17 protein-coding genes are annotated in these 20,281 nt (G+C 59.4%); 10 read left to right on the top strand and 7 right to left on the bottom strand.

What is annotated here, in order from left to right; genetic code table 11:
• Positions 1 to 13: 13 nt before the first annotated feature.
• Both ruvX and ccmI read right to left on the bottom strand, forming a co-directional pair.
• Entirely contained in the window at positions 14 to 478 is a 465-nt protein-coding gene (gene ruvX, locus ACR3E6_RS15830; protein ID WP_171631328.1) for a Holliday junction resolvase RuvX, read from the bottom strand.
• Entirely contained in the window at positions 475 to 1,695 is a 1,221-nt protein-coding gene (gene ccmI, locus ACR3E6_RS15825; protein WP_171631330.1) for a c-type cytochrome biogenesis protein CcmI, read from the bottom strand. Before ccmI ends, ruvX begins: the two co-directional genes overlap by 4 nt.
• A 176-nt stretch (positions 1,696 to 1,871) precedes the next feature.
• On the opposite strand from ccmI, the gene ACR3E6_RS15820 reads away from it, so the two are divergent.
• The 4 genes from ACR3E6_RS15820 to ACR3E6_RS15805 all read left to right on the top strand — a co-directional run bounded on the left by ACR3E6_RS15820 (position 1,872) and on the right by ACR3E6_RS15805 (position 7,162).
• Positions 1,872 to 3,116: a sarcosine oxidase subunit beta family protein gene (locus tag ACR3E6_RS15820; RefSeq protein ID WP_171723009.1), complete on the top strand. Its 1,245-nt coding sequence runs from the start codon at positions 1,872 to 1,874 to the stop codon at positions 3,114 to 3,116.
• Between the two features lie 75 nt (positions 3,117 to 3,191).
• Positions 3,192 to 3,521 carry a sarcosine oxidase subunit delta gene (locus ACR3E6_RS15815; RefSeq protein ID WP_171631333.1) on the top strand — a complete coding sequence of 110 codons (330 nt, stop codon included), beginning with the start codon at positions 3,192 to 3,194 and terminating at the stop codon, positions 3,519 to 3,521.
• A gap of 67 nt (positions 3,522 to 3,588) precedes the next feature.
• On the top strand, positions 3,589 to 6,603 hold the full coding sequence (locus ACR3E6_RS15810; protein WP_210092541.1) for a sarcosine oxidase subunit alpha family protein: 3,015 nt from the start codon (positions 3,589 to 3,591) through the stop codon (positions 6,601 to 6,603).
• Positions 6,596 to 7,162, top strand: a complete 567-nt coding sequence (locus ACR3E6_RS15805; RefSeq protein ID WP_480487970.1) for a sarcosine oxidase subunit gamma — start codon at positions 6,596 to 6,598, stop codon at positions 7,160 to 7,162. The genes ACR3E6_RS15810 and ACR3E6_RS15805 overlap by 8 nt, the downstream gene beginning before the upstream one ends.
• Before the next feature lie 34 nt (positions 7,163 to 7,196).
• Here ACR3E6_RS15805 and ACR3E6_RS15800 read toward each other — a convergent pair whose 3' ends face one another.
• A complete protein-coding gene (locus ACR3E6_RS15800; protein WP_170343867.1) occupies positions 7,197 to 7,628 on the bottom strand; it encodes a hypothetical protein in 432 nt (143 codons plus the stop codon).
• Between the two features lie 63 nt (positions 7,629 to 7,691).
• Positions 7,692 to 8,453, bottom strand: a complete 762-nt coding sequence (locus ACR3E6_RS15795) for an FkbM family methyltransferase (protein WP_480487968.1) — start codon at positions 8,451 to 8,453, stop codon at positions 7,692 to 7,694.
• A 100-nt stretch (positions 8,454 to 8,553) separates the two neighbouring features.
• Here ACR3E6_RS15795 and ACR3E6_RS15790 point away from each other — a divergent pair, with 100 nt between their 5' ends.
• The 3 genes from ACR3E6_RS15790 to ACR3E6_RS15780 all read left to right on the top strand — a co-directional run bounded on the left by ACR3E6_RS15790 (position 8,554) and on the right by ACR3E6_RS15780 (position 10,716).
• Positions 8,554 to 9,153, top strand: a complete 600-nt coding sequence (locus ACR3E6_RS15790) for a superoxide dismutase (RefSeq protein ID WP_171228054.1) — start codon at positions 8,554 to 8,556, stop codon at positions 9,151 to 9,153.
• Positions 9,154 to 9,157: 4 nt separating this feature from the next.
• Positions 9,158 to 10,036, top strand: coding sequence for a metallophosphoesterase (locus ACR3E6_RS15785; protein WP_480487966.1), 879 nt, complete (start codon positions 9,158 to 9,160; stop codon positions 10,034 to 10,036).
• 218 nt (positions 10,037 to 10,254) lie between these two features.
• Positions 10,255 to 10,716: a baeRF12 domain-containing protein gene (locus tag ACR3E6_RS15780; protein WP_171631353.1), complete on the top strand. Its 462-nt coding sequence runs from the start codon at positions 10,255 to 10,257 to the stop codon at positions 10,714 to 10,716.
• 43 nt (positions 10,717 to 10,759) lie between these two features.
• Here ACR3E6_RS15780 and ACR3E6_RS15775 read toward each other — a convergent pair whose 3' ends face one another.
• Positions 10,760 to 11,311, bottom strand: coding sequence for an LOG family protein (locus tag ACR3E6_RS15775; RefSeq protein ID WP_480487964.1), 552 nt, complete (start codon positions 11,309 to 11,311; stop codon positions 10,760 to 10,762).
• A 127-nt stretch (positions 11,312 to 11,438) separates the two neighbouring features.
• Here ACR3E6_RS15775 and ACR3E6_RS15770 point away from each other — a divergent pair, with 127 nt between their 5' ends.
• Genes ACR3E6_RS15770 through ACR3E6_RS15760 form a run of 3 tightly spaced genes read left to right on the top strand, consistent with a single transcriptional unit; the run spans position 11,439 to position 15,150 of the window.
• On the top strand, positions 11,439 to 12,812 hold the full coding sequence (locus tag ACR3E6_RS15770) for a LysM peptidoglycan-binding domain-containing protein (RefSeq protein WP_480487962.1): 1,374 nt from the start codon (positions 11,439 to 11,441) through the stop codon (positions 12,810 to 12,812).
• 58 nt (positions 12,813 to 12,870) lie between these two features.
• Positions 12,871 to 14,694, top strand: a complete 1,824-nt coding sequence (locus ACR3E6_RS15765) for an ABCB family ABC transporter ATP-binding protein/permease (protein ID WP_480487960.1) — start codon at positions 12,871 to 12,873, stop codon at positions 14,692 to 14,694.
• Positions 14,695 to 14,751: 57 nt separating this feature from the next.
• Positions 14,752 to 15,150, top strand: a complete 399-nt coding sequence (locus ACR3E6_RS15760; protein WP_480487958.1) for a DUF2147 domain-containing protein — start codon at positions 14,752 to 14,754, stop codon at positions 15,148 to 15,150.
• A gap of 44 nt (positions 15,151 to 15,194) precedes the next feature.
• Here ACR3E6_RS15760 and ACR3E6_RS15755 read toward each other — a convergent pair whose 3' ends face one another.
• Positions 15,195 to 18,983, bottom strand: a complete 3,789-nt coding sequence (locus tag ACR3E6_RS15755; RefSeq protein WP_480487956.1) for an efflux RND transporter permease subunit — start codon at positions 18,981 to 18,983, stop codon at positions 15,195 to 15,197.
• Positions 18,980 to 20,206, bottom strand: coding sequence for an efflux RND transporter periplasmic adaptor subunit (locus tag ACR3E6_RS15750; RefSeq protein WP_171723019.1), 1,227 nt, complete (start codon positions 20,204 to 20,206; stop codon positions 18,980 to 18,982). The genes ACR3E6_RS15755 and ACR3E6_RS15750 overlap by 4 nt, the downstream gene beginning before the upstream one ends.
• Between the last annotated feature and the right edge of the window lie 75 nt (positions 20,207 to 20,281).

Here is a 20,281-nt window from a genome sequence, read left to right as displayed (position 1 = left end):
GGTCTCCGACCCGTTACAAAAAGCGGAGCCTGTCCAGCGCCCCTTGCAAAATATAGCTGGCCGCAACGTGATCAATAACCTGTCCGCGACGTTTTCGTGTCGTATCCGCCTCAAGTAGTGCTTTTTCTGCCGCAACGGTACTGAGCCGTTCGTCCCAAAACCCGATGGGCAGATCGGTCAGGCGGGACAAATTGCGCGCAAATGCCCGCGTTGACTGGCATCTTGGCCCTTCGCTGCCATCCATGTTCTTGGGCAGGCCCAGCAAGATGCCCCCGATCTCGCGATCGGTGACAATTTCGATCAGGCGCGCGGAATCGAGCGTGAATTTCTTGCGCCGTACCGTTTCCAGCGGGCTGGCGACACCGCGCATCCGGTCGGACACGGCGACGCCGATTGTCTTTTCCCCAAGGTCCAGCCCCATCAGGGCACTCATCGGTTGCAAGGCTGCTGCAAATTCTTCGATAGCGTCATGGATCATTGAGCGATCCCGGCTTGAAGGGCCGCCGCATCGATGATCTGCAACGCCTCTGAATCGCCGGCAAAGACTTCCATGGCCTCATCGCGAATATCGATGGCGCGCTGACCCTGGCCAAGAACGCCCAAGGCCGCGATCAGGCGGGCCCATTCCTCGGGGGATCCGCCCTCTGCCGCCAGCCGATCAGACAGCTGGTCCACCATGCCCTGAATCATCTGCTGCCGCTCTTCGGGGCTCAGCTCTGCGGCGGCGGCCATGTCTTCCTGGCTGGGGCCGGGTGCGGTGCTCAAATCCGGTGCATTGAAAACGCCGGCCCTAAAGGCCAGTTCATCGATCTGAGCCCGAATTGCTTCGGCCCAGGGCGCACCTGCGGGGGAATCCTGCAACGTTTCGACCCACATGCGATAGGCAAGGTCCGGCCGCCCGATCTGGGCAAGCATCTGCCCCCAATAATAGCGCGCCGGGCCGTGACGGGGGTCACGGTTCAGCGCTTCGATCAGCGCCTGTTCCGCTTCGGGTGAGACATACCCACCTGCGGCCAGAATCATCATTTCAGCCAGGTCCGCATAAGTATCAGCCGTGGCGCTGTCTTCGGACAGCTCGATCACCTTTTGCTGCGCGGTGTACCCATCCTTGAAGTTGCCCGCATTCGTCTCGTGTTGCGCCAGCAACATCTGACCCTGCAAATCGTCCGGCCGGCTCGCAACGGTTTCCCGCAACTGCTTCAGCAGGTTGGCATAGCTTTCTTCCAGCTGCGCAGGTCGAGGTGGGGTCGCCAGTTCTTCCGCGGCGCTTTGGGATGGCCGGTTGGCGCGCACTTCCTTGGCCAGTTCAAGCCGTGCGGTCAGCGGCATGTCAGGCAAACCCACGGCCCCGGTGCGATGATACATCGCCAACGCTCCACCGATCAGAAGCAACGAGATTGCCAGGATCGACAACACCGAAACCGCACGAGATGGCCCGGCGCCGGCACCCTCTTTCTTCATTTGATCATCTGCGGCCAGAATGCGACGGGAAATTTCCGTGCGCACCCGTTCGGCGTCGGCCTCGCCAATGACCCCGCGCGCCAGATCCCGGTCCACACCGGCCAACTGTTCGCGATAAACCCGCAGATCGTATGCCGCCGCGGGTTCATCCCCACGGCGTTTGCGCAGCAGGGTAAAGCTGAGAAAAGCTGCGATCAGCAGCGCGACAAGAAAAATCAGAACCCAGAACGTCATGGTCCCTCCGAGGATGCTGCCCTGACTTAGACCTGTGAGGCGTCCGACAAAAGGGACAAATGGCCGCGAATGAGCGACATGTCGCAATAGTGCGATATTGCGGCGTTGCACGGCAGGGTTAAAATGCCGTCACACGGCATATCTGCGCCCAATCACCGAACCGGATGGATTCGCACATGAAACACTATTCAGCCTTTGCTGTGGCGCGGGAAGCTCTGCGCTATCACACCGGATGGGAGCGCGCCTGGCGCTCACCCGAACCCAAGAAGCGCTATGACGTCATCATCGTTGGTGCTGGCGGTCATGGTCTGGCGACCGCGTATTACCTTGGCAAGAACTATGGCATCCAGAATGTCGCGGTTATCGAAAAAGGCTGGCTGGGCGGCGGCAATACCGGTCGCAACACGACGATCATCCGTTCGAACTATCTGCAAGACCCGTCGGCGGCGATCTACGAGAAAGCGCGCAGCCTCTACGAGGACCTGAGCCAAGAACTGAACTACAACATCATGTTCAGCCCGCGCGGTGTCATCATGCTGGCGCAGACCCAGCACGAGATCCGCGGCTATCAGCGTACGGCCCATGCCAACGCTTTGCAGGGCGTGAAAACCGAATGGATTACGCCTGAGCGTGTCAAGCAACTGGTGCCAATCATCAATCTGGATGGCCCCCGGTATCCGGTTCTGGGCGGCCTTTGGCAGGAACGCGGGGGCACTGCGCGCCATGATGCGGTGGCGTGGGGCTATGCGCGTGCCTGTTCGGCGATGGGGATGGATATCATCCAGCAATGCGAAGTCACCGGTGTGCGCTCGGACAACGGGCGCGTTGTCGGGGTCGATACCACCAAGGGTGCCATTGATTGTGACAAGCTGGGCATCGTCGTAGCGGGCCATTCGGGTCAGTTGGCCGAGATGGCGGGCTTCCGCCTGCCGCTGGAAGCCGTCGCGTTGCAGGCGCTGGTGTCCGAGCCCATCAAACCCTGCATGGATGTGGTCGTGATGGCGAACACAGTCCACGGCTACATGTCGCAATCCGACAAGGGCGAAATGGTGATCGGCGGGGGAACCGACGGGTTCAACAACTTCACGCAGCGCGGGTCTTTCCATCATATCGAGGAAACGGTGCGGGCGCTGGTCGAAACCTTCCCGATGATTTCGCGCCTGAAAATGCTGCGCCAGTGGGGCGGGATCGTGGACATGACCGGTGACCGCTCGCCCATCCTGTCGAAAACACCGTTGCAGGGCTGCTTTATCAATGGCGGCTGGGGCACCGGTGGTTTCAAGGCGATTCCGGGCTCGGGCTGGGGGATGGCGCAGTTGATGGCGACGGGCCATTCACCGCTGACCGAAGCCTTCTCGATGGACCGCTTCAAAGAAGGCCGCTTCATAGACGAAAGCGTGGCCGCCGGGGTGGCGCACTAGGGAGATTCCCGAAGGTGCCAGAAAACAGAATTCGGGTCGGCCCCCGCGCTGACCGACCGCCAAAAGGATGACAACATGCTAATCCTGAACTGCCCCTATTGCGGCGTAGACGCCGAAGAATCCGAACTGGCCGCCGGTGGCGAAGCGCATCTGAAGCGTTTCGGCCCGGGCTCGTCCGATGACGAATTCCACGACTATCTGTTCATGCGTGAAAACCCGAAAGGTGTTCATTTCGAGCGCTGGCGGCACGCCAATGGTTGCGGCAAGTGGTTCCACGCCGCGCGCTGCACGCAGACACTCGAAGTGTTCGGAACCTACACGGCTCAGACCTCCGAACCGCCGCAAGACATCAAGGATGCCATCACTGCCAAACGGCCCGGCTGGACGTGGAGAGAGTTCTCCTGATGCTTCATCTTTTCAATAATACTCCCGCCGGAGGCTTTGACGCCTCCACATGCGAAAGGTCCGCACAATGAGCACCCGTCTCGCAAAACAAGGCCGGCTGATTGACCGGTCGAAAAAGGTCACATTCACCTTCAACGGAACCTCGATGCAGGGCTATGAGGGGGATACGCTTGCCTCGGCCCTGTTGGCCAATGACCAGATGATGGTTGGCCGGTCGTTCAAATACCACCGTCCCCGCGGCGTTGTCGCCAGCGGTGCGGAAGAGCCGAACGCGCTTGTCGGCCTGGGGCAGGGCAACCGGTTCGAGCCGAACCAGCGCGCCACGACGACCGAGGTGTTCAACGGCTTGACCGCGATTTCACAGAACCATTGGCCAAGCCTTGAATATGATATCGGTGCGGTGAACACGGCCTTTGCCCGGTTTCTGCCGGCCGGCTTCTACTACAAGACGTTCATCCACCCCAAACCCTTCTGGAAACACGTCTACGAACCGTTCATCCGGCAGTCGGCGGGATTGGGCAAGGCGCCCGACAAAGACAACCGGGATGCCGACACTTATGAACATTTCTACGCCTTTACCGATGTTCTGGTGATCGGCGGCGGTGTGGCTGGTTTGCAGGCAGCCAAGGCGGCGGCACAATCCGGTGCCAGGGTTCTGCTGATCGAGCAGACCGCGCATTGGGGAGGTCGCGCGCCGGTTGACGGCGGCACCGTGGATGGTGAGCCTGTGGATAAGTTCGTGGAACAATTGGTTTCCGAACTCGAAACAATGGACAACGTCATCATGCGCACGCGCTGCATGGGAGCGGGTGTTTATGACCATGGTTATGTGCTGGGATACGAACGTCTGACGGACCACACGCCGGGCGTGCAGGGCCCGCGCCATCGTTTGTGGCGCATTCGCGCCAAGCAAATTGTAACGGCAACGGGTGCAATTGAAAGACCATTGTCCTTTGCTGGCAACGATGTTCCGGGTGTGATGCTGGCATCGGCCATGCGCGACTATGTCGTGAACTGGGGGGTTACCCCGGGCGAACGTGTCATCGTCGCCACCAACAATGACGACGCCTATCGTACCGCGATTATCCTGAAACAGGCAGGTGTGGATGTTTTGCGCATTGTTGACGCCCGGGCAACGGCCGGACCTTTGGCGGAAGAAGCCCGCCAGTTGGGTATCCGCGTCGATCCGGGCAAAGCCATTGCCAAGGTCAAAGGCGGCAAGCGCGTCAAAAAGGTAGCCATCTGCAATCAAGAGGGCGTCGGCGGCGCGCGTGAAGAGGTTGAGGCGGATGCAGTCGCCATGTCCGGCGGCTGGTCTCCGGTCGTGCACATGTGGTCCCATTGCGGGGGCAAGCTGATCTGGGATGAGGCGAACGCGCATTTCCGGCCGGATCCCGAGCGTCCGCCGCTGGGGGTGGACGGCAAAGGGTTCGTTGTTGCTGCTGGCGCGTCCAACGGCCCTCTGGCGTTGCAGGATGTTCTGACAGACGCCCATGCGGCCGGTAAGGCGGCCGCCAAGGCGGCTGGCTTCAAGCCCAAGAACACCAAGGCGCCCGCAGGGGACACAACCGCCGAAGCGCCGATGGAAGCGGTCTGGCTGATGCCGGCAAATGCAGAAGTCCAATTGCGTATGAAATCCTGGCTGGATTTCCAGAACGACGTCAAGGTTTCAGACGTCCAACTGGCCGCGCGCGAAGGGTATGAAAGCGTCGAACACACCAAGCGCTATACCACGTTGGGCATGGCGACCGATCAGGGTAAGTTGAGCAACATCAACGGATTGGCGATCCTTGCTGATGCTCTGGAATCCGAAATTCCCAAGGTTGGGACAACCACTTTCCGCCCGCCCTATACGCCCATCTCGATGGGTGCGATCGGTGGTGAGGCACGGGGTGAGGTCTTTCAGCCGATCCGTCGGACACCGATGCACAACTGGCACGACAGGAACGGCGCCGATTGGGAGCCGGTCGGCCACTGGCGCCGGACCTATGCCTATGTCCGCCCCGGCGAATCCGTGCATGACGCGGTGAATCGCGAGGTGAAAAACACCCGCGAGAACCTCGGCCTGCTGGATGCATCGACGCTGGGCAAGTTGATCGTCAAAGGCCCGGATGCCGGCAAGTTTCTGGACATGTTGTACACCAACATGATGTCCACGCTGAAGGTCGGCAAATGCCGCTATGGCCTGATGTGTTCGGAAAACGGCTTTCTGATCGACGACGGCGTTGTCGCCCGCATCGATGAAGACACCTGGCTGTGCCACACCACCACCGGCGGGGCCGAGCGTATCCATGGTCACATGGAAGAATGGCTTCAGACCGAATGGTGGGACTGGAAAGTCTATGTCGCCAACGTGACCGAGCAATACGCGCAGGTCGCCGTGGTCGGCCCCAATGCCCGCAAGGTGCTTGAAAAGCTGGGCGGCATGGATGTCAGCAAAGAGGCGCTGCCCTTCATGGAATGGCGCGATGGCAAGATCGGAGGCTTCGATTGCCGGGCCTACCGCATTTCGTTCTCAGGCGAGCTGTCTTATGAAATCGCCGTTCCGGCCAGCCAGGGGCAGGCGTTCTGGGATGCCTTGATGGAAGCAGGCAAAGAGTTCGGCGTGATGCCTTACGGAACCGAATGTCTGCACATCCTGCGGGCCGAGAAGGGCTTTATCATGATCGGGGACGAGACCGACGGCACCGTGATCCCGCAGGATCTGGGGCTGCACTGGGCACTGTCCAAGAAGAAAGAGGATTATCTGGGCAAACGCGCCCATTCGCGGACCCACATGGCGGATCCCGAGCGCTGGAAACTGGTCGGTCTCGAGACTGTGGACGGATCGGTTCTGCCGGATGGTGCTTACGCGGTGGGCGATGGCGTCAATGCCAACGGTCAGCGCAACATGATCGGCCGTGTGACGTCGACATATTACTCGGCCAATCTGGGCAAAGGGATCGCCATGGGGCTGATCAAACACGGCCCCGACCGCATGGGCGAGATCGTCGAGTTCCCGGGCACGGACGGCAAAACCTACAAAGCCAAGATCGTGGACCCGATCTTTTATGACAAGGACGGGGAGAAGCAGAATGTCTGAACCCATCAGCGCATTGAACCACGCCAGCTATGACGGCATCGCCAAGGTCCAGGAATGCGGCCTGCAAGGCATGATAACCCTGCGCGGCGACCTGTCCGACAAGGTGCTGGCCAAGGCTGTCAATGATGCAACCGGTCAGAACGTGCCGGGTCAGCGCGAGGTGCTTGTGACCGGCGATACCGGCGTGGCTTGGATGTCGACCGACGAGTTGCTGGTTCTGGTGCCTTATGCCGAGGTCGAAGCCAAACTGGCCGACATGGTCGGTGCCCTGAGCGGCACCCATGCTTTGGCGGTCAATGTCTCGGATGCCCGCGCCGTCTTCAGCGTCTCTGGTGCCAGCGCAAGAGAGGTGCTGGGCAAGGTCGCGCCCGTCGATCTGTCGGCGGATGCATTCCAGCCCGGCCAGATTCGCCGCACGCGTCTGGCGCAGGTGGCTGGTGCTTTTTGGATGGATGATGAACAGACCTTCCGCGTGGTCTGCTTCCGTTCCGCTGCGGATTACGTGTTCAAACTGCTCAAGGTGGCAGCACAGCCCGGCAGTGAGGTCGGGGTCTACTGAACAAAAAAAGCCCCGGTTCCACCGGGGCTTTTTCTTACTTGACTGTCGAACAGGTCCCGACCCCAAAAGGCTTGTTCGCGAAGTTTCCCTGAACAAATGCCATGCGGACAGCGACTGTGTTGTCGGATGGTTTCAGGTTCGCTTGATATCGAACACGGACATTGCCGCCGGCAGCCATTTTTTGATCGAGGTTCCAGATAATACGATACCCCTTGGCGCCGCGGTTTTTGAATTTTGCCTTGGCCCAATCCTGGTACGACGTGGCGGCCATCGCCGAAGTTGCGGCGGGGTCAATCTGGAAAGCATACTCTGGCGCGATCCAGCCATGGGCGTCCTGTTTGGTCATTTTGCAATGATAGGTAACTGTTTCGGCGGCAGCGGTTTGTGCAAGCACCGCGGCGGCGACAATCAGGAAAAGTCTTTTCATTTTATCCGGTTGGCTGTGATTTCTTATGTAGGCACTCAAAGCGATACATCTCACAGATGCAAGCAGGACTTCGCGTAAGCGAAGAAAAAACCGGCTGACGTTCTACCCTTGCAAGAGAACGGTGTGAAAACGGCTCAGACCGTCTTTGGTCAGCAAGTCCGAAACCTTCAGGGGGTGCGCTTTGTCGTCCGACAGTCCCGAATAAAACCCCAGCTCATCCATCAAAGCGCTGACACGTTCGTGCCTCTCGTTTTCCGGCAGCAGAGGTGCGTGAAGAGACAGAAGTAGGGCGGGGCGGTGTTCCCTCAGCCACGCGGACAAAGTGGGTGCGACAATGAATTCCGCCCCTTCGATGTCCATCTTGACCAGCGACACCTTCGACAAATCGTTCGCCGCTTCGAACTGGTCCCAGGCGATCGTCAACGCATCAGACCCATGCGCCCCGTCGTGCAGAAGGGAACTGGTGGAATCCCCGGGTTCACCGCGTACAGAGGCCATGCGAGCCAAGCCAAACCGATCTGACAGGGCGACCCCGAAGGCCGAGACGTTCTGAATGCCGTTCAGATCAAGGTTCCATGCCAGGTGCCGGAACGCGGTCGGGTCAGGCTCAAAACACCAGACATGGCGGGCCCGTCGAGCACCGTAAAGCACTGTCGGGCCAATCCACGCCCCGATGTCCAGATAGTCGCCTTGCGGGGACAGGAACCGGTCAAGAACTGCAAATGTTTCAGGTTCCCACGCGCCCGCAGTGGCCTTGCGCCAGAACTTCGAATGATACGGGTCCAGACGAAAGCGCTCGCCGTTCAGATTGCCCGCATAATATCCGCGGGCGCGATAGAACATCTTGCGCACCTGTGTCAGCATCGCCTGCCTCCGGGTTTTCTTGTCTCGGCCCTTGACCTGCGGCGGTTGCCAAAGCATTTAACCTTGGGAACCGCAACTTACATTTAAACAGGGGGCCGACATGGCTTTTGAACTTCCTGATCTTCCTTATGCACATGACGCGCTGGCAGCCAAGGGTATGTCCGCGGAAACGTTGGAATATCACCACGACCTGCACCACAAGGCCTATGTCGACAACGGCAACAAGCTGATCGCCGGCACCGAGTGGGACGGCAAGTCGCTGGAAGAGATCATCGTTGGCACTTACGACGCAAACGCCGTGGCACAAAACGGCATCTTCAACAACATCAGCCAGTTGTGGAACCACAACCAGTTCTGGGAGATGATGGGGCCGGGCGAGTCCAAGATGCCGGGCGAGCTGGAAAAGGCTCTGACAGAAAGCTTTGGTTCGGTTGACGAATTCAAATCGCAGTTCAGCGCTGCCGGTGCCGGTCAGTTCGGTTCGGGCTGGGCGTGGCTGGTCAAGAATGCCGATGGCTCGCTGGCCGTCACCAAAACCGAGAACGGTGTTAACCCGCTCTGTTTTGGTCAGACCGCGCTGCTGGGTTGCGATGTTTGGGAGCACTCCTACTACATCGATTTCCGCAACAAGCGCCCGGCTTACCTGTCGAACTTCCTCGACAATCTGGTGAACTGGGAAAACGTCGCATCACGGATGTAACGTATTGAACCGACGTCGGTTCATAAAGGGCCTGCTGGCGGTGACGCTGGCAGGCCTTGTTTCGGCCGCCTACGGGTTCGTCATTGAACCCGCAGTGCGGTTGCGCGTGCGCAAATGGCGCATTCAGCGGGACGACTGGACAGCGCCGCCGCTCAGAATCGCCGTACTGTCCGATTTGCATGTGGGCGAGCCCTATGTCGGCCTGAACCGCGTAAAGCAGGTGGTCCGCCGAACCAATGCGCTGGCTCCGGACGTGATCCTGCTGTTGGGTGATTTCTTTGCAAGCCACAAAGGTGTGTCTGACACGGTCAAGATGCAGGACCTGGCACCCGTGCTTGCCGGGCTTGAGGCGAAGAATGGTGTCTTTGCCGTGCTGGGCAATCACGACTGGTGGGATGACAGGACGGCACAGCGGCGCGGATCCGGGCCCAATCGCTATGCCAAGATCCTGGAACAGAATGGCATTTCGGTGTTGTCCAATGCTGCCATCAAACTCGAGGCCCCGGGCATCTGGCTGGCCGGGCTTGAGGATCAGCTGGCGATCTGGCGCAAAGGCAAACCACAGGGATTGGACGATCTGGCGGGTACTCTGGCGCAGATCACCGATGACGCTCCGGTTGTGATGATGGCGCATGAGCCCGATGTGTTTCCCACTGTGCCCGGGCGGGTGGCCTTGACCCTTTCAGGGCACACACATGGTGGCCAAGTGCGCCTGTTCGGCTGGTCGCCCGTGGTGCCATCGAAATTCGGCAATCGCTATGCCTATGGCCATGTACGCGAAAATGGGCGCGATCTGGTCGTTTCGGGCGGTATCGGCTGTTCGATCCTGCCGGTTCGTCTGGGCGTGACGCCCGAAATCACCGTTGTCGAGATGTCCGCCTAAAGGGTTGATGACCAGCCGGTGAAAACCCGCCGATACGTGTCCTTTCTGCGTGACGGTATCTTGTTTGCTGTTTTCCAGTACACATCTCTGTAGGGTAGAGGGAGAAACTGCATATCAATTCAAACAATGATCGGGCTGCGCACTGTTCGTGCGTCAACGAACCCGCATGTCCAGCAGGTCGAGGGATACCCAGAACACAACCTAATCAGGAGATCGCAATGGTCGCACTTACACAGGGAACTTGGGTTATTGTTGCAGATGGAGAGAAAGCGCTGGTGATGGAGAATATCACCGATGCCGACGATCCCAATTTTGTCGTCGTCGCTGTCGAAGAACAAGACGGCCCGACCGGAAAACCGACGGACCGCGCAGGTCGTCGCAACGACGGCGGACCAAAACAGAAATCGGCAATTGAAGAACCCACGTGGAAGGCGCACGCAAAATCTCTGTTCGTGCAGGATCTGGCGAACCTGTTGAATCGCAAGGGGCTGAAAGGCGCCTATGATCGGCTGGTTCTGGTGGCCAGCCCCCATGTTCTGGGTCTGTTGCGGCGTCGGTTACATAGCGAGGTGCTGGGAAAGGTCGTGGCCGAGGTCAACAAGACCCTGACCAATCATCCTTTGCACAAGGTCGAGCAGGTGGTGCGCCTCAGTCTGCAACCCAAAGCCAGACTTGCCTGATGAATACGGCGGGCGGTTCAACCGCCCGCACGGTTTCCCATCCTCAGGTCAGCTTGTCCCGCAGGGCGATCATGGCTGTATCGGCGTCTTCGACCCAGGTGATGAAATCCGCCAAAGACGTGTCGGCAAAGCCTTGCCCGATCACCTGATCCAACAATGTGTGCAACGCGTCCCAATAGCCGTTCACATTGACCACGACGATCGGCTTGTCATGCAGGCCAAGCTGGCGCCATGTCAGCGCTTCGAACAGCTCGTCCAGCGACCCCGGACCGCCCGGCAGGACAACGACGGCGTCGGCGTTCATGATCATGACTTTCTTGCGCTCGTGCATTGTCTCGGTGATCACGAATTGGGTCAGATCCGTCTTTCCGACCTCGCGCTTGACCAGATGCACCGGAATGACGCCGAAGGTTTCACCTCCGGCATTTTGCGCGGCGCGGGCCACTTCACCCATCAAACCGACATCTCCGGCTCCGTAAACCAGCCGCCAGCCTTCCTGCGCCAGCAGGCTACCAAACTGCCGTGCGGTTTCAGAATAAGCCTTCTCGGCTCCATTGCGTGACCCGCAGTACACACAGACTGATTTCTGAGACATCAAAGGGGGGCTCCGGGGTTGTGTCAGGGGTTTTGACCCGTGATAGCGGGATTGATAGATTGGCTCAACTGTCCGTCGGAAAGCTTTTCAACGCATAGCTTTTGCCCGGCGGAGTGAAAGGAAAATAATGGACGCCAAATCGGGAAACGGAAGCTCGGGCAATTTCATCTGGGGGGTGATTGCGGGTCTTGTTGCGATATTGGGCGCGGGTGGATTGTATCTGTCCGGCGTCTTCACCAAAACGCCCGAGCCGAGCGCCCCGCAGGAAACCGCCTCTGCCGTAGCCCCGGAACCTGTAGGGCAGGATGCGCAGGTTTCGGAACCGGAAGTGGCTGAACAGGCGGCTCCCGCGGATGAAGGGCCCACGACCGAGCCTGCCGAGGACACTAGTGAAACGGCTGACGCCTCTGACGCGGACACCGCCGTTGCCAAGACGGAAGATATCGCGCCCCAGCCAGCGGCCCCTCCGGCCCTGGATCAGATTTTTGTTGAGCCAGATGGCACGGCGCTGTTGTCCGGCGATGCCGAGCCCGGCAGCCGGATCGAGGTGCTGCTGAACGGCGAAACCCTGCACAGCTTTACCGTGGACGGCAGCGGCCAGTTTGCCGAATTTGTTTCGATCCCGTTCAGCGACGCGGCTCAGGGGTTGGTCCTGCAAAGCAAGGATGGCGAACGGATCACACAGTCCGACGACTATCTGATTGCGGCATTGCCAAAGCCGGTCGAAGAAGCGCCTGTAACTGAAGAATCGCCAGCATCCGATCCGGACACGACGGCCGACGCCGAAGACGGCACGATCGCGACAGCCGATGCAGACGTTGAGCCCGAAACGGCGACCGAAGTTCCAGCGCCAGAAACTGATGTGACCGGAACCGAAACCACCGTGCCGGAGGCCGAGGAAACGCAAACCGCCGACTCGCCGCCGCAGACACCCGAACCGGATCAGCAGATTGCAGTGCTGCGGTCCGGCGAAGAAGGGGTTGAACTGGTGCAGCCGCCTGTGGTGCGGGACACGCCCCCGGATCAGATTGCACTGGATACCATCGGTTACTCTGATACCGGCAATGTCCAGCTGACGGGGCGTGCGCAGGACGGTGCAGCTGTTCGACTGTACCTGAACAATCGCCTGATCGCCGATCTCGACCCGAACGAGGATGGATCCTGGCGCAGCGATCTGGAGGGGATTGATCCGGGTGTCTACACGCTGCGCGTGGACGCGGTGAATACGGACGGGACGGTGCTCAGCCGGGTCGAAACCCCGTTCAAGCGAGAGCCGGTTGAAGTACTGGATGCCGCAGTCGCGGCCAGTCAGGCCAACGCGCAGGGCGAAGCAGCTGCCATCCGTTCGGTTACGGTTCAACGGGGCGACACGCTGTGGGCCATCTCGCGCGACCGGTTTGGCGACGGGGTCCTGTATGTACGGCTGTTCGAGGCCAATCGCGACCTGATCCGCGATCCGGATCTGATCTATCCGGGGCAGGTCTTCACCATACCTGAATAAGCATCGCCTTTGGCCCAAGCGGGCCGGGGTCAATCTCTGACCGCAGTTAAGGTACGTGATGAGACGAACACCTACTACGACCCCGGACGATACGGTGCCGCGTGACGAGCGAAGCTCGGGCTGGCGCACGATCCGCAAAGTGGCACCCTATCTTTGGCCACAGGATGAACCATGGGTAAAGCGCCGCGTGGTGATTGCCATGGTCATGCTGGTTCTGGCCAAGCTGATCGCGGTCTATACGCCAATCCTTTACAAAGGTGCCGTTGACGCGCTGGCAGGTGAGGGCGTGCCGCCGGTGGCGCTGGGCGCGGTCGGGCTGACGGTCGCCTATGGCGTGGCGCGGATGCTGACCGTGGGATTCCAACAACTGAGGGATGCGGCCTTTGCGCCCGTAGGCCAAAGGGCTCTGCGGGCGTTGGCGCTTGAGACCTTTCGGCACATTCACAACCTCTCGATGCGTTACCACGTGTCCCGCCGTACCGGAGGGCTGAGCCGCATCATCGAACGGGGTGTCAAGGGCGTCGAGTTCCTGTTGCGCTTTCTGCTGTTCTCGATCGGGCCGCTGATCCTGGAACTGCTGCTGGTGGCGATCATCCTGATGTGGCTGTTCGATGTCTGGTATCTGGTGGTCGTCGCCGTCACAATCGGTCTGTATATCTGGTTCACATTTGCCGTGACCGAATGGCGGGTGAAGCTTCGGCGCGAGATGAACGATCAGGACACCGAAGCCAATCAGCGCGCCATCGACAGCCTGCTGAATTTTGAAACTGTCAAGTATTTCAATGCCGAAGCGCGCGAAGCTGAGCGATATGATGTGTCGATGAAAGCCTATGCCGGGGCGGCGCTGAAAACGGCATATTCGCTGGCATTTCTGAATTTTGGCCAGTCATTCCTGATCACTTGTGGTTTGATCGGTGTGATGGTTCTGGCTGCCATCGGGGTTCAGAGCGGAAACCTTACAGTGGGCGATTTCGTCATGGTCAACGCTTACATGATCCAGATCACCGTACCGCTGAACTTTCTGGGGACGGTCTACCGGGAAATCCGGCAATCGTTGGTCGATATGGGCCAGATGTTCGATCTGCTTGAACAGCCCGCCGAAGTCACCGACAAACCCTGTGCGCCCAACCTCAAGGTGAATGGCGGCGAAGTCGCGCTGGACGACGTGCATTTCGGCTATGACCCTGAAAGGGAGATCCTCAAGGGTGTTTCGTTGACCGTTCCTGCCGGGCAGACCGTGGCCATCGTGGGGGCAACCGGGTCTGGCAAATCAACCATCGGGCGGCTGCTGTTCCGGTTCTACGATGTGACCAAAGGATCCTTGAAGATCGATGGACAGGATGTGCGGGATGTGACGCAGTCCAGCCTGCACGCGGCCATCGGCGTTGTGCCGCAGGACACGGTATTGTTCAACGACAGCATCCGGTACAACATTGCCTATGGCCGTGACGACGCCACCCCGGAGGAGGTCGAGGCCGCGGCCCGAGCTGCGCAAATTCACGATTTCATCACCTCGCTGCCCGAAGGTTATGACACTATGGTCGGTGAACGGGGGCTCAAACTGTCAGGTGGTGAAAAACAAAGAGTCGGCATCGCGCGGACTTTGCTCAAGAACCCGCCGATCCTGTTGCTGGACGAGGCGACCTCGGCCCTGGACACAGATATCGAGCAGGACATCAAGGATGCGCTGGCGCGCGCAGGAGAGGGTCGTACGGTTATCACCATTGCCCATCGCCTCAGCACCATTGCCGAAGCGGACCGGATCGTGGTTCTGGAAGCGGGCGAGGTCATTGAACAGGGCACGCATGACGAGTTGCTGGCGCGGTCGGGGCGGTATGCCCAATTGTGGAACCGGCAGCAATCGGACGGGGAAGCGGCCTGAAGATCCAAACATTGAGCGAAACAGGGTAGAATACAAAAAACCAGAAGGGTGCCTGTCATGATGAAGCGATTGAAGTCACGACTATCGTCTATTGCGATCGCGATTAGTCTGCCGGTCATTGTGGCGGCCGATCCCATCGTGGGTGTCTGGAAGACTGAACCTGATCGCAAGAACCTGATTTCGCACATCAAAATCACGGCGTGTGGGGATAAGTTCTGCGGTCGGATCCTTTCGGCCTATGACTCTTCAGGCAAGGAAGTCCAAACACCGAGTATCGGTAAGAAACTGTTCTGGGACGTGGCCGGTGAAGGCGGAGGAAAATACGGCGGCGGCGAATTCTGGGTCCCGTTGATCAACGTGGATGCGGTGCCACAGATGACGTTGCAGGGGGACAAGCTGCTGGTCAAAGGATGCGAACATGCGATTTGCGCGCATCAGACGTGGTCCCGGTTGTGATGATGGCCAAATGAATAAGGACCGGGAGTTCCGGTCCTTTTCGTTTATTCAGCAGCTTTCAGCGGCGGGCCAGAGGGGCGACCAGACTGATCTGATCGACTGTCCTGTTCTGATCCTTCAAAACGCGAGTCGTCCTCCCACACAATTTCTGTGGCCTGCATCTGCCGGGCAGAGCGCCCTATCGCCATGTCCTGCGCGATCTGGCTGGACCGGCCTGCCGTTACACGGGCCAGAACTCGGCTGAGCCAGATCGCATAGGTTGTCACCCAGACCCGCAAGGCCAGAAGCGATGGGGTGACGATCAGCGTCAGAACAGTTGCAATGCCCAGGCCAAAGACCACCGCTGTGGCCAGCTGTTTCCACCACAGTGCGGTGGGGCTGTCGATGGAATAGCCGCCATTGATGAAGTCCAGCGACAGGCCGAACATCATCGGCGTCAGACCGGCCATCGTTGTCAGCGTGGTCAGCAGAACCGGGCGGATACGGGATTCCGCGGTGCGGATGATCGCCTCGATTCTCGGCATATAGCTGCTGTATTCCTGATAGGTGTCGATCAGAACGATATTGTTGTTCACCACGATACCGGCCAGGGCCACGATGCCGGTCCCGGTCATGATGATCGAGAAGGGCTGTTCCATCACGATCATGCCGATCAGAACCCCGGTGGTGGACAGAACAACCGCCAGCAGCACGAGAACTGAATTGTAGAACGAGTTGAACTGCGCCAGCAGGATCACGAACATAAGCCCCAGGGCGCCCATGAACGCGTTCACCAGGAAGGCGCCGGATTCTTCCTGCTCTTCCTGATCACCAGTCCATTCCCAGCTGATCGCGTTGGCGAACGGGCCGGTTTCCAGCCATTCCGTCAGCACCGCAATACGCTCGTTCGGGTTGATCAGCGCAAACTGAGCATCCCCGTCTTCGATTGCGCTGCGCAGCTGGTCGACACTTTCTGCGCCGGTCAGTTGAACCAGTTCATATGACTTTCCACCCGTACCATTCAGAACGGTGCCGGTCGGTGTGTAGCCTTCCGTCACTTCACGCATGACGGCCAGCCGCACCTGTTTTCCATCGGGGCCTTCGGTCACAACCTTGCTCAGCCCCGGTTCGACATCCGCTTTGACGTCGTAGTATCGCTGCTGGTCGACGCGGTTGATCTCGGCCAGCTTGGCCACGGGTTTGCGCGTTACGAAGTTCGACAAGGGCACCAAACCGTCCGGGGTACGGACCTTGAGTGTATCCAGTGTCGACAAAACGCGGTCTTCTTCGGGCAGGCGAACGCGAATTTCGATCTCTTCGTCATTGCTGTCCGGGCGCATCTCGCCCAGCAATATGCCGCGCGTGACCAACTGGACCATGGCGCCGACGGTTGCCACGTCGGCTCCGAACCGACCGGCCTTGGCGACATCCACGTCAATCTGCCAGTCGATGCCGGGCAGAGGCAGGGTATCTTCGGTCTTGATCAGGCCCGGCGTGGTGTCGAAAACCTCGCGGGCGGTGATCGCTGCCGAGGTCAGGTCTTCCCACCCGTCACCCTTGATGCGCAGATGCACAGGCTTGGCCGAAGCAGGGCCTTGCTCCAACGGCAAAATCTCGACGATGATGCCGGGGATCGTTGCAAGTTGGGTATTCAGCTCATCAATCACGAAGTCGCCATCATATTCGGGCGCCACGAAGTGCCGTTCGAACAGGCCCCACAGGGCCGATTCCGAAACGTTGGGGCGGTCTTCCCAAGGGATGATTTCGAACTGAACCCGGCCCACTGTATCGGCCGGCGCCTGAGCGCCACCGTTATTCTGGTTCAGGCCACCTTCGCCCGCAAAGGCAAAGACGTTGATGACCGCAGGGTGAGTTCCGATGATCTCTTCGGCGGCAAGAACCATCGCGTCTTTTTCCGCCAGGGAAAGGTTCCCGCGGGCACGCACATATGCGGTGGCCTGTTCAGGTTCGCTTTCCACGAAGAATTCAACCCCGCGGGATTCCTGAGGAAACCAGACGAAGGCCACGAAATACACCGCCGTGAAAACCGTCAGCAGGGAAACGATCGGCATGATCGGATTGCCGACAAGGAACCGAACGACGTGGCCAAAAAACGTGTGTTCGTCCGCTGTATGAACGTGGTCCTCTTCGGCGCGTTCCATTTTGGCCGCGCTCAGGGTTACGGACCCGGCAAACGCCCCGAACAGGAACAGCAGCGCCCCGGCGATCGAGCCACCGGGCAGCAGGTAGTTGGGGTTCAGAACCTGCATCGCACCCAGAAAGATCATGTACAGCGACGGCGGCACCATCAGCACCCGGACCCACCATGGCGTGCGCGCCCGCAACCAGGTCGAAGACCGATCGAAGAGGCGGCTCAGGCGGCCGGACACACCGCCCATGACCGGCAGATAGATCAGCGCCACGATCAGCGACGCCGACAGAACGAAGATCAGCGTGACCGGCAGCATTCCCATGAACTCACCGGGAATACCGGGCCAGAACAACATGGGCAGGAACGCACACAGCGTCGTCGCGGTCGAGGACACGATGGGCCAGAACATGCGCTGGGCGGCCTCGACATAGGCGTGCATCGGGCCCACGCCTTCCTTGATGCGTTTGTCTGCGTATTCCACCACGACGATGGCGCCATCCACCAGCATCCCCACCGCCAGGATGAGGCCGAACATCACGATGTTCGAGATGCTGACACCCATGACCGCCAGAAACGCAAAACACAGCAGGAACGAGGTCGGGATCGCAAAACCGACCAGCAGGGCGGCCCGCGTACCCAACGAGGCAAGAACCACGATCATCACCAGCGCAATCGCGGTCAATACCGAGCCTTCAAGCTGGCTGACCATCGAGCCGACGATGCGGCTCTGGTCGTTCGATGTACCCAGATCAACCGCCGCCTGAAGCTCGGGCGGCCACTTGGTCTTTGCATGCGCAATGGTTTCCTTCACCTGCGCGACGGTGTCGATCAGGTTATAGCCCTTGCGCTTGACCACCTGCAACGCGACGGTCGGTTCACCGTTGAAACGGGCCGTCCCTTCGCGGTCTTCGAAAGTGTAGTTGATCTGTGCCAGTTCCCCCAAGGTGACGACCCGATCACCGTTGACCTTGATGGGCAGGCCGTAAACATCCTGTGCGGTTTTGAACGACGACGGTATCTTGACCGAGAAGGTGCCCTGCGCGGTTTCAACTTCACCGGCTGCAATCAACTGGTTGTTGTTCCGTACCACGTTGATCAGCTCGTCCGCCGTCACGTTGTAGGCTTCAAGCCGCAGCGGGTCGATCACGACCTCCAGCATCTCGTCGCGATTGCCTGCGATACCGGCTTCGAGAACGGAATCCAGAGCCTCAAGATCGTCCTGTAGATCCTTGGCGACACGGGCCATCGTGCGTTCGGGAACGGGACCGGTCAGGTTCACGATGACGATCGGGAATTCGGAAAAGTTGATCTCGGTCAGGGAATATTGTTCTGCGCCTTCGGGAAAGTCCGCCTGAGCTGTGTTCATCGCGTCACGCACATCGGCCATGATCGCGGTCTTGTCCCAACCGAAGTCAAATTCCAGCGCGACCCCCGCATAGTTTTCGGCAGCGGTCGATGTCATTTCCTTGAGCCCGTCGAGATCCGCCAGTTCGGTCTCCATCGGCTTGATCAGCAGGTTTTCGGAATCCTCTGCGGAAATCCCGGGAAACTGCACGGATACAAACAGGGCAGGGATTTCGATATCCGGCTCGCCTTCTTTCGGAAGCGAGACATAGGCAAATCCGCCGATAACCAGCGAAATCGCGATAAATGCCAACACCATGCGGGCTCGATCAGCGGCCCATGCGACAACACCGGTCATTGTGACGCTTCCCGATAAGTCGGCGCTACGGTCACACCGCGTGTCACGAACTCTTGTCCGACAATGATTATGTCGGCTGTTTCGGGGAGACCGTCGACCCAGACACCCTCGGCCGTGTCACGCAGAATGCGGACAGGCAGGAAATCCACCACATTGCCGGTGCCGACAGTACGCACCCCCAATTGACCCTCGTTGCTTAGGGTCAGGGCGGATTGCGGCAGCAGATGTGCCTTTGTGCCTTCGGCTGCGATGCTGATGGTCGCGGTCTGACCGTCGCGAATGGTCAGATCCGGGTTCGGAACCGTGATTTCAACTTCGAACGTGCGCGTTGTTTCATCAGCCGACCGGCTGAGGAACGTGACGCGGCCGCCAAGCTGCCGACCGGTGACCAGCGTTGCCGATGCCTCGGACCCCACCTGAACACGGTTGACTTCGGTTTCCGGCACGAACCCGACCAGTTTGATCGGATCAAGCTGAATCACGGTTGCGCACAGCGATCCGGGCTGCATCAGGCTGCCCAATTCTGCGGTGTCGCTTTCCAGCAGGCCCTTGAACGGGGCTTTGATGGTCAGGCGTCCGACCTCTCGCTGCGCGGCTTCAACTGCGGCTGCGGCTGCTTCGATTCCGGCCCGGGTCGCCTCCAGCTCGGCTTCGGCGGATTTTACACCTGCTTTGGCAGCGCTCATCGCAGCCTCGCTGGAAATTCGGCGGGTTTCCGAAGCAAACCCGGTTTCCGCCAGTTTGCGCGAAGCCGTCAGATTGATTTCGGCCTCGGCCACACGGGCATGCGCCTCTTGCAAGCGGGCTTCAGCCTCGGGAATGCGGCTTTCGGCTTCGAGTTTTCCGGCCAGCGCCTCGGCCAGTTGCGCCGGGCGCGTGCCGGGGTCGAGTTCACACAGAACATCCCCGGCCTCGACAAAGGCACCTTTGCGCTTGGGTTCCGAGATGACCGTGGATGTAGTTTCAGACAAAACCTCGACCTGCCGGTTCGCCTTGGTTTGTCCTCGCAGCAGAACCGCACTGTCAATTTCGCGCGCCTGCGAACGCAGGGCGACCACGCCAACGGCATCAATATCGGTCTCGTCGGATTCGACGGCTTCGGTCTGTACCGCTTCTTCCGCTTCGCCACGTCCGGCGAAAGCAAACAAAGAGTCGCGCTCAAAAACAAGAAAATACAACGCAACAATAACCAGAAGGGCGTTGATGAAAGAAATCAAACGCATTCAGTGTTTCTCCTAGAATTCGGTGCCAACAAAAGCGGGGCCGTCTTGGTATGAAATGGGGCGTCGGCTGTGTAA

This window comes from Ruegeria sp. AL3, assembly GCF_056536065.1.
Note: the sequence above shows the minus strand (reverse complement) of the source record. Positions and strands in the feature narration are given on the sequence as shown.

Coding starts and splice junctions, on each gene's coding strand:
- ACR3E6_RS15815 (WP_171631333.1), top strand. CDS start 3,192: ATGCTAATCCTGAACTGCCCCTATTGCGGCGTAGACGCCGAAGAATCC.
- ACR3E6_RS15775 (WP_480487964.1), bottom strand. CDS start 11,311: ATGTCTCAGAAATCAGTCTGTGTGTACTGCGGGTCACGCAATGGAGCC.
- ACR3E6_RS15810 (WP_210092541.1), top strand. CDS start 3,589: ATGAGCACCCGTCTCGCAAAACAAGGCCGGCTGATTGACCGGTCGAAA.
- ACR3E6_RS15790 (WP_171228054.1), top strand. CDS start 8,554: ATGGCTTTTGAACTTCCTGATCTTCCTTATGCACATGACGCGCTGGCA.
- ACR3E6_RS15780 (WP_171631353.1), top strand. CDS start 10,255: ATGGTCGCACTTACACAGGGAACTTGGGTTATTGTTGCAGATGGAGAG.
- ACR3E6_RS15750 (WP_171723019.1), bottom strand. CDS start 20,206: ATGCGTTTGATTTCTTTCATCAACGCCCTTCTGGTTATTGTTGCGTTG.
- ACR3E6_RS15820 (WP_171723009.1), top strand. CDS start 1,872: ATGAAACACTATTCAGCCTTTGCTGTGGCGCGGGAAGCTCTGCGCTAT.
- ACR3E6_RS15755 (WP_480487956.1), bottom strand. CDS start 18,983: ATGACCGGTGTTGTCGCATGGGCCGCTGATCGAGCCCGCATGGTGTTG.
- ACR3E6_RS15795 (WP_480487968.1), bottom strand. CDS start 8,453: ATGCTGACACAGGTGCGCAAGATGTTCTATCGCGCCCGCGGATATTAT.
- ruvX (WP_171631328.1), bottom strand. CDS start 478: ATGATCCATGACGCTATCGAAGAATTTGCAGCAGCCTTGCAACCGATG.
- ccmI (WP_171631330.1), bottom strand. CDS start 1,695: ATGACGTTCTGGGTTCTGATTTTTCTTGTCGCGCTGCTGATCGCAGCT.
- ACR3E6_RS15765 (WP_480487960.1), top strand. CDS start 12,871: ATGAGACGAACACCTACTACGACCCCGGACGATACGGTGCCGCGTGAC.
- ACR3E6_RS15770 (WP_480487962.1), top strand. CDS start 11,439: ATGGACGCCAAATCGGGAAACGGAAGCTCGGGCAATTTCATCTGGGGG.
- ACR3E6_RS15805 (WP_480487970.1), top strand. CDS start 6,596: ATGTCTGAACCCATCAGCGCATTGAACCACGCCAGCTATGACGGCATC.
- ACR3E6_RS15760 (WP_480487958.1), top strand. CDS start 14,752: ATGATGAAGCGATTGAAGTCACGACTATCGTCTATTGCGATCGCGATT.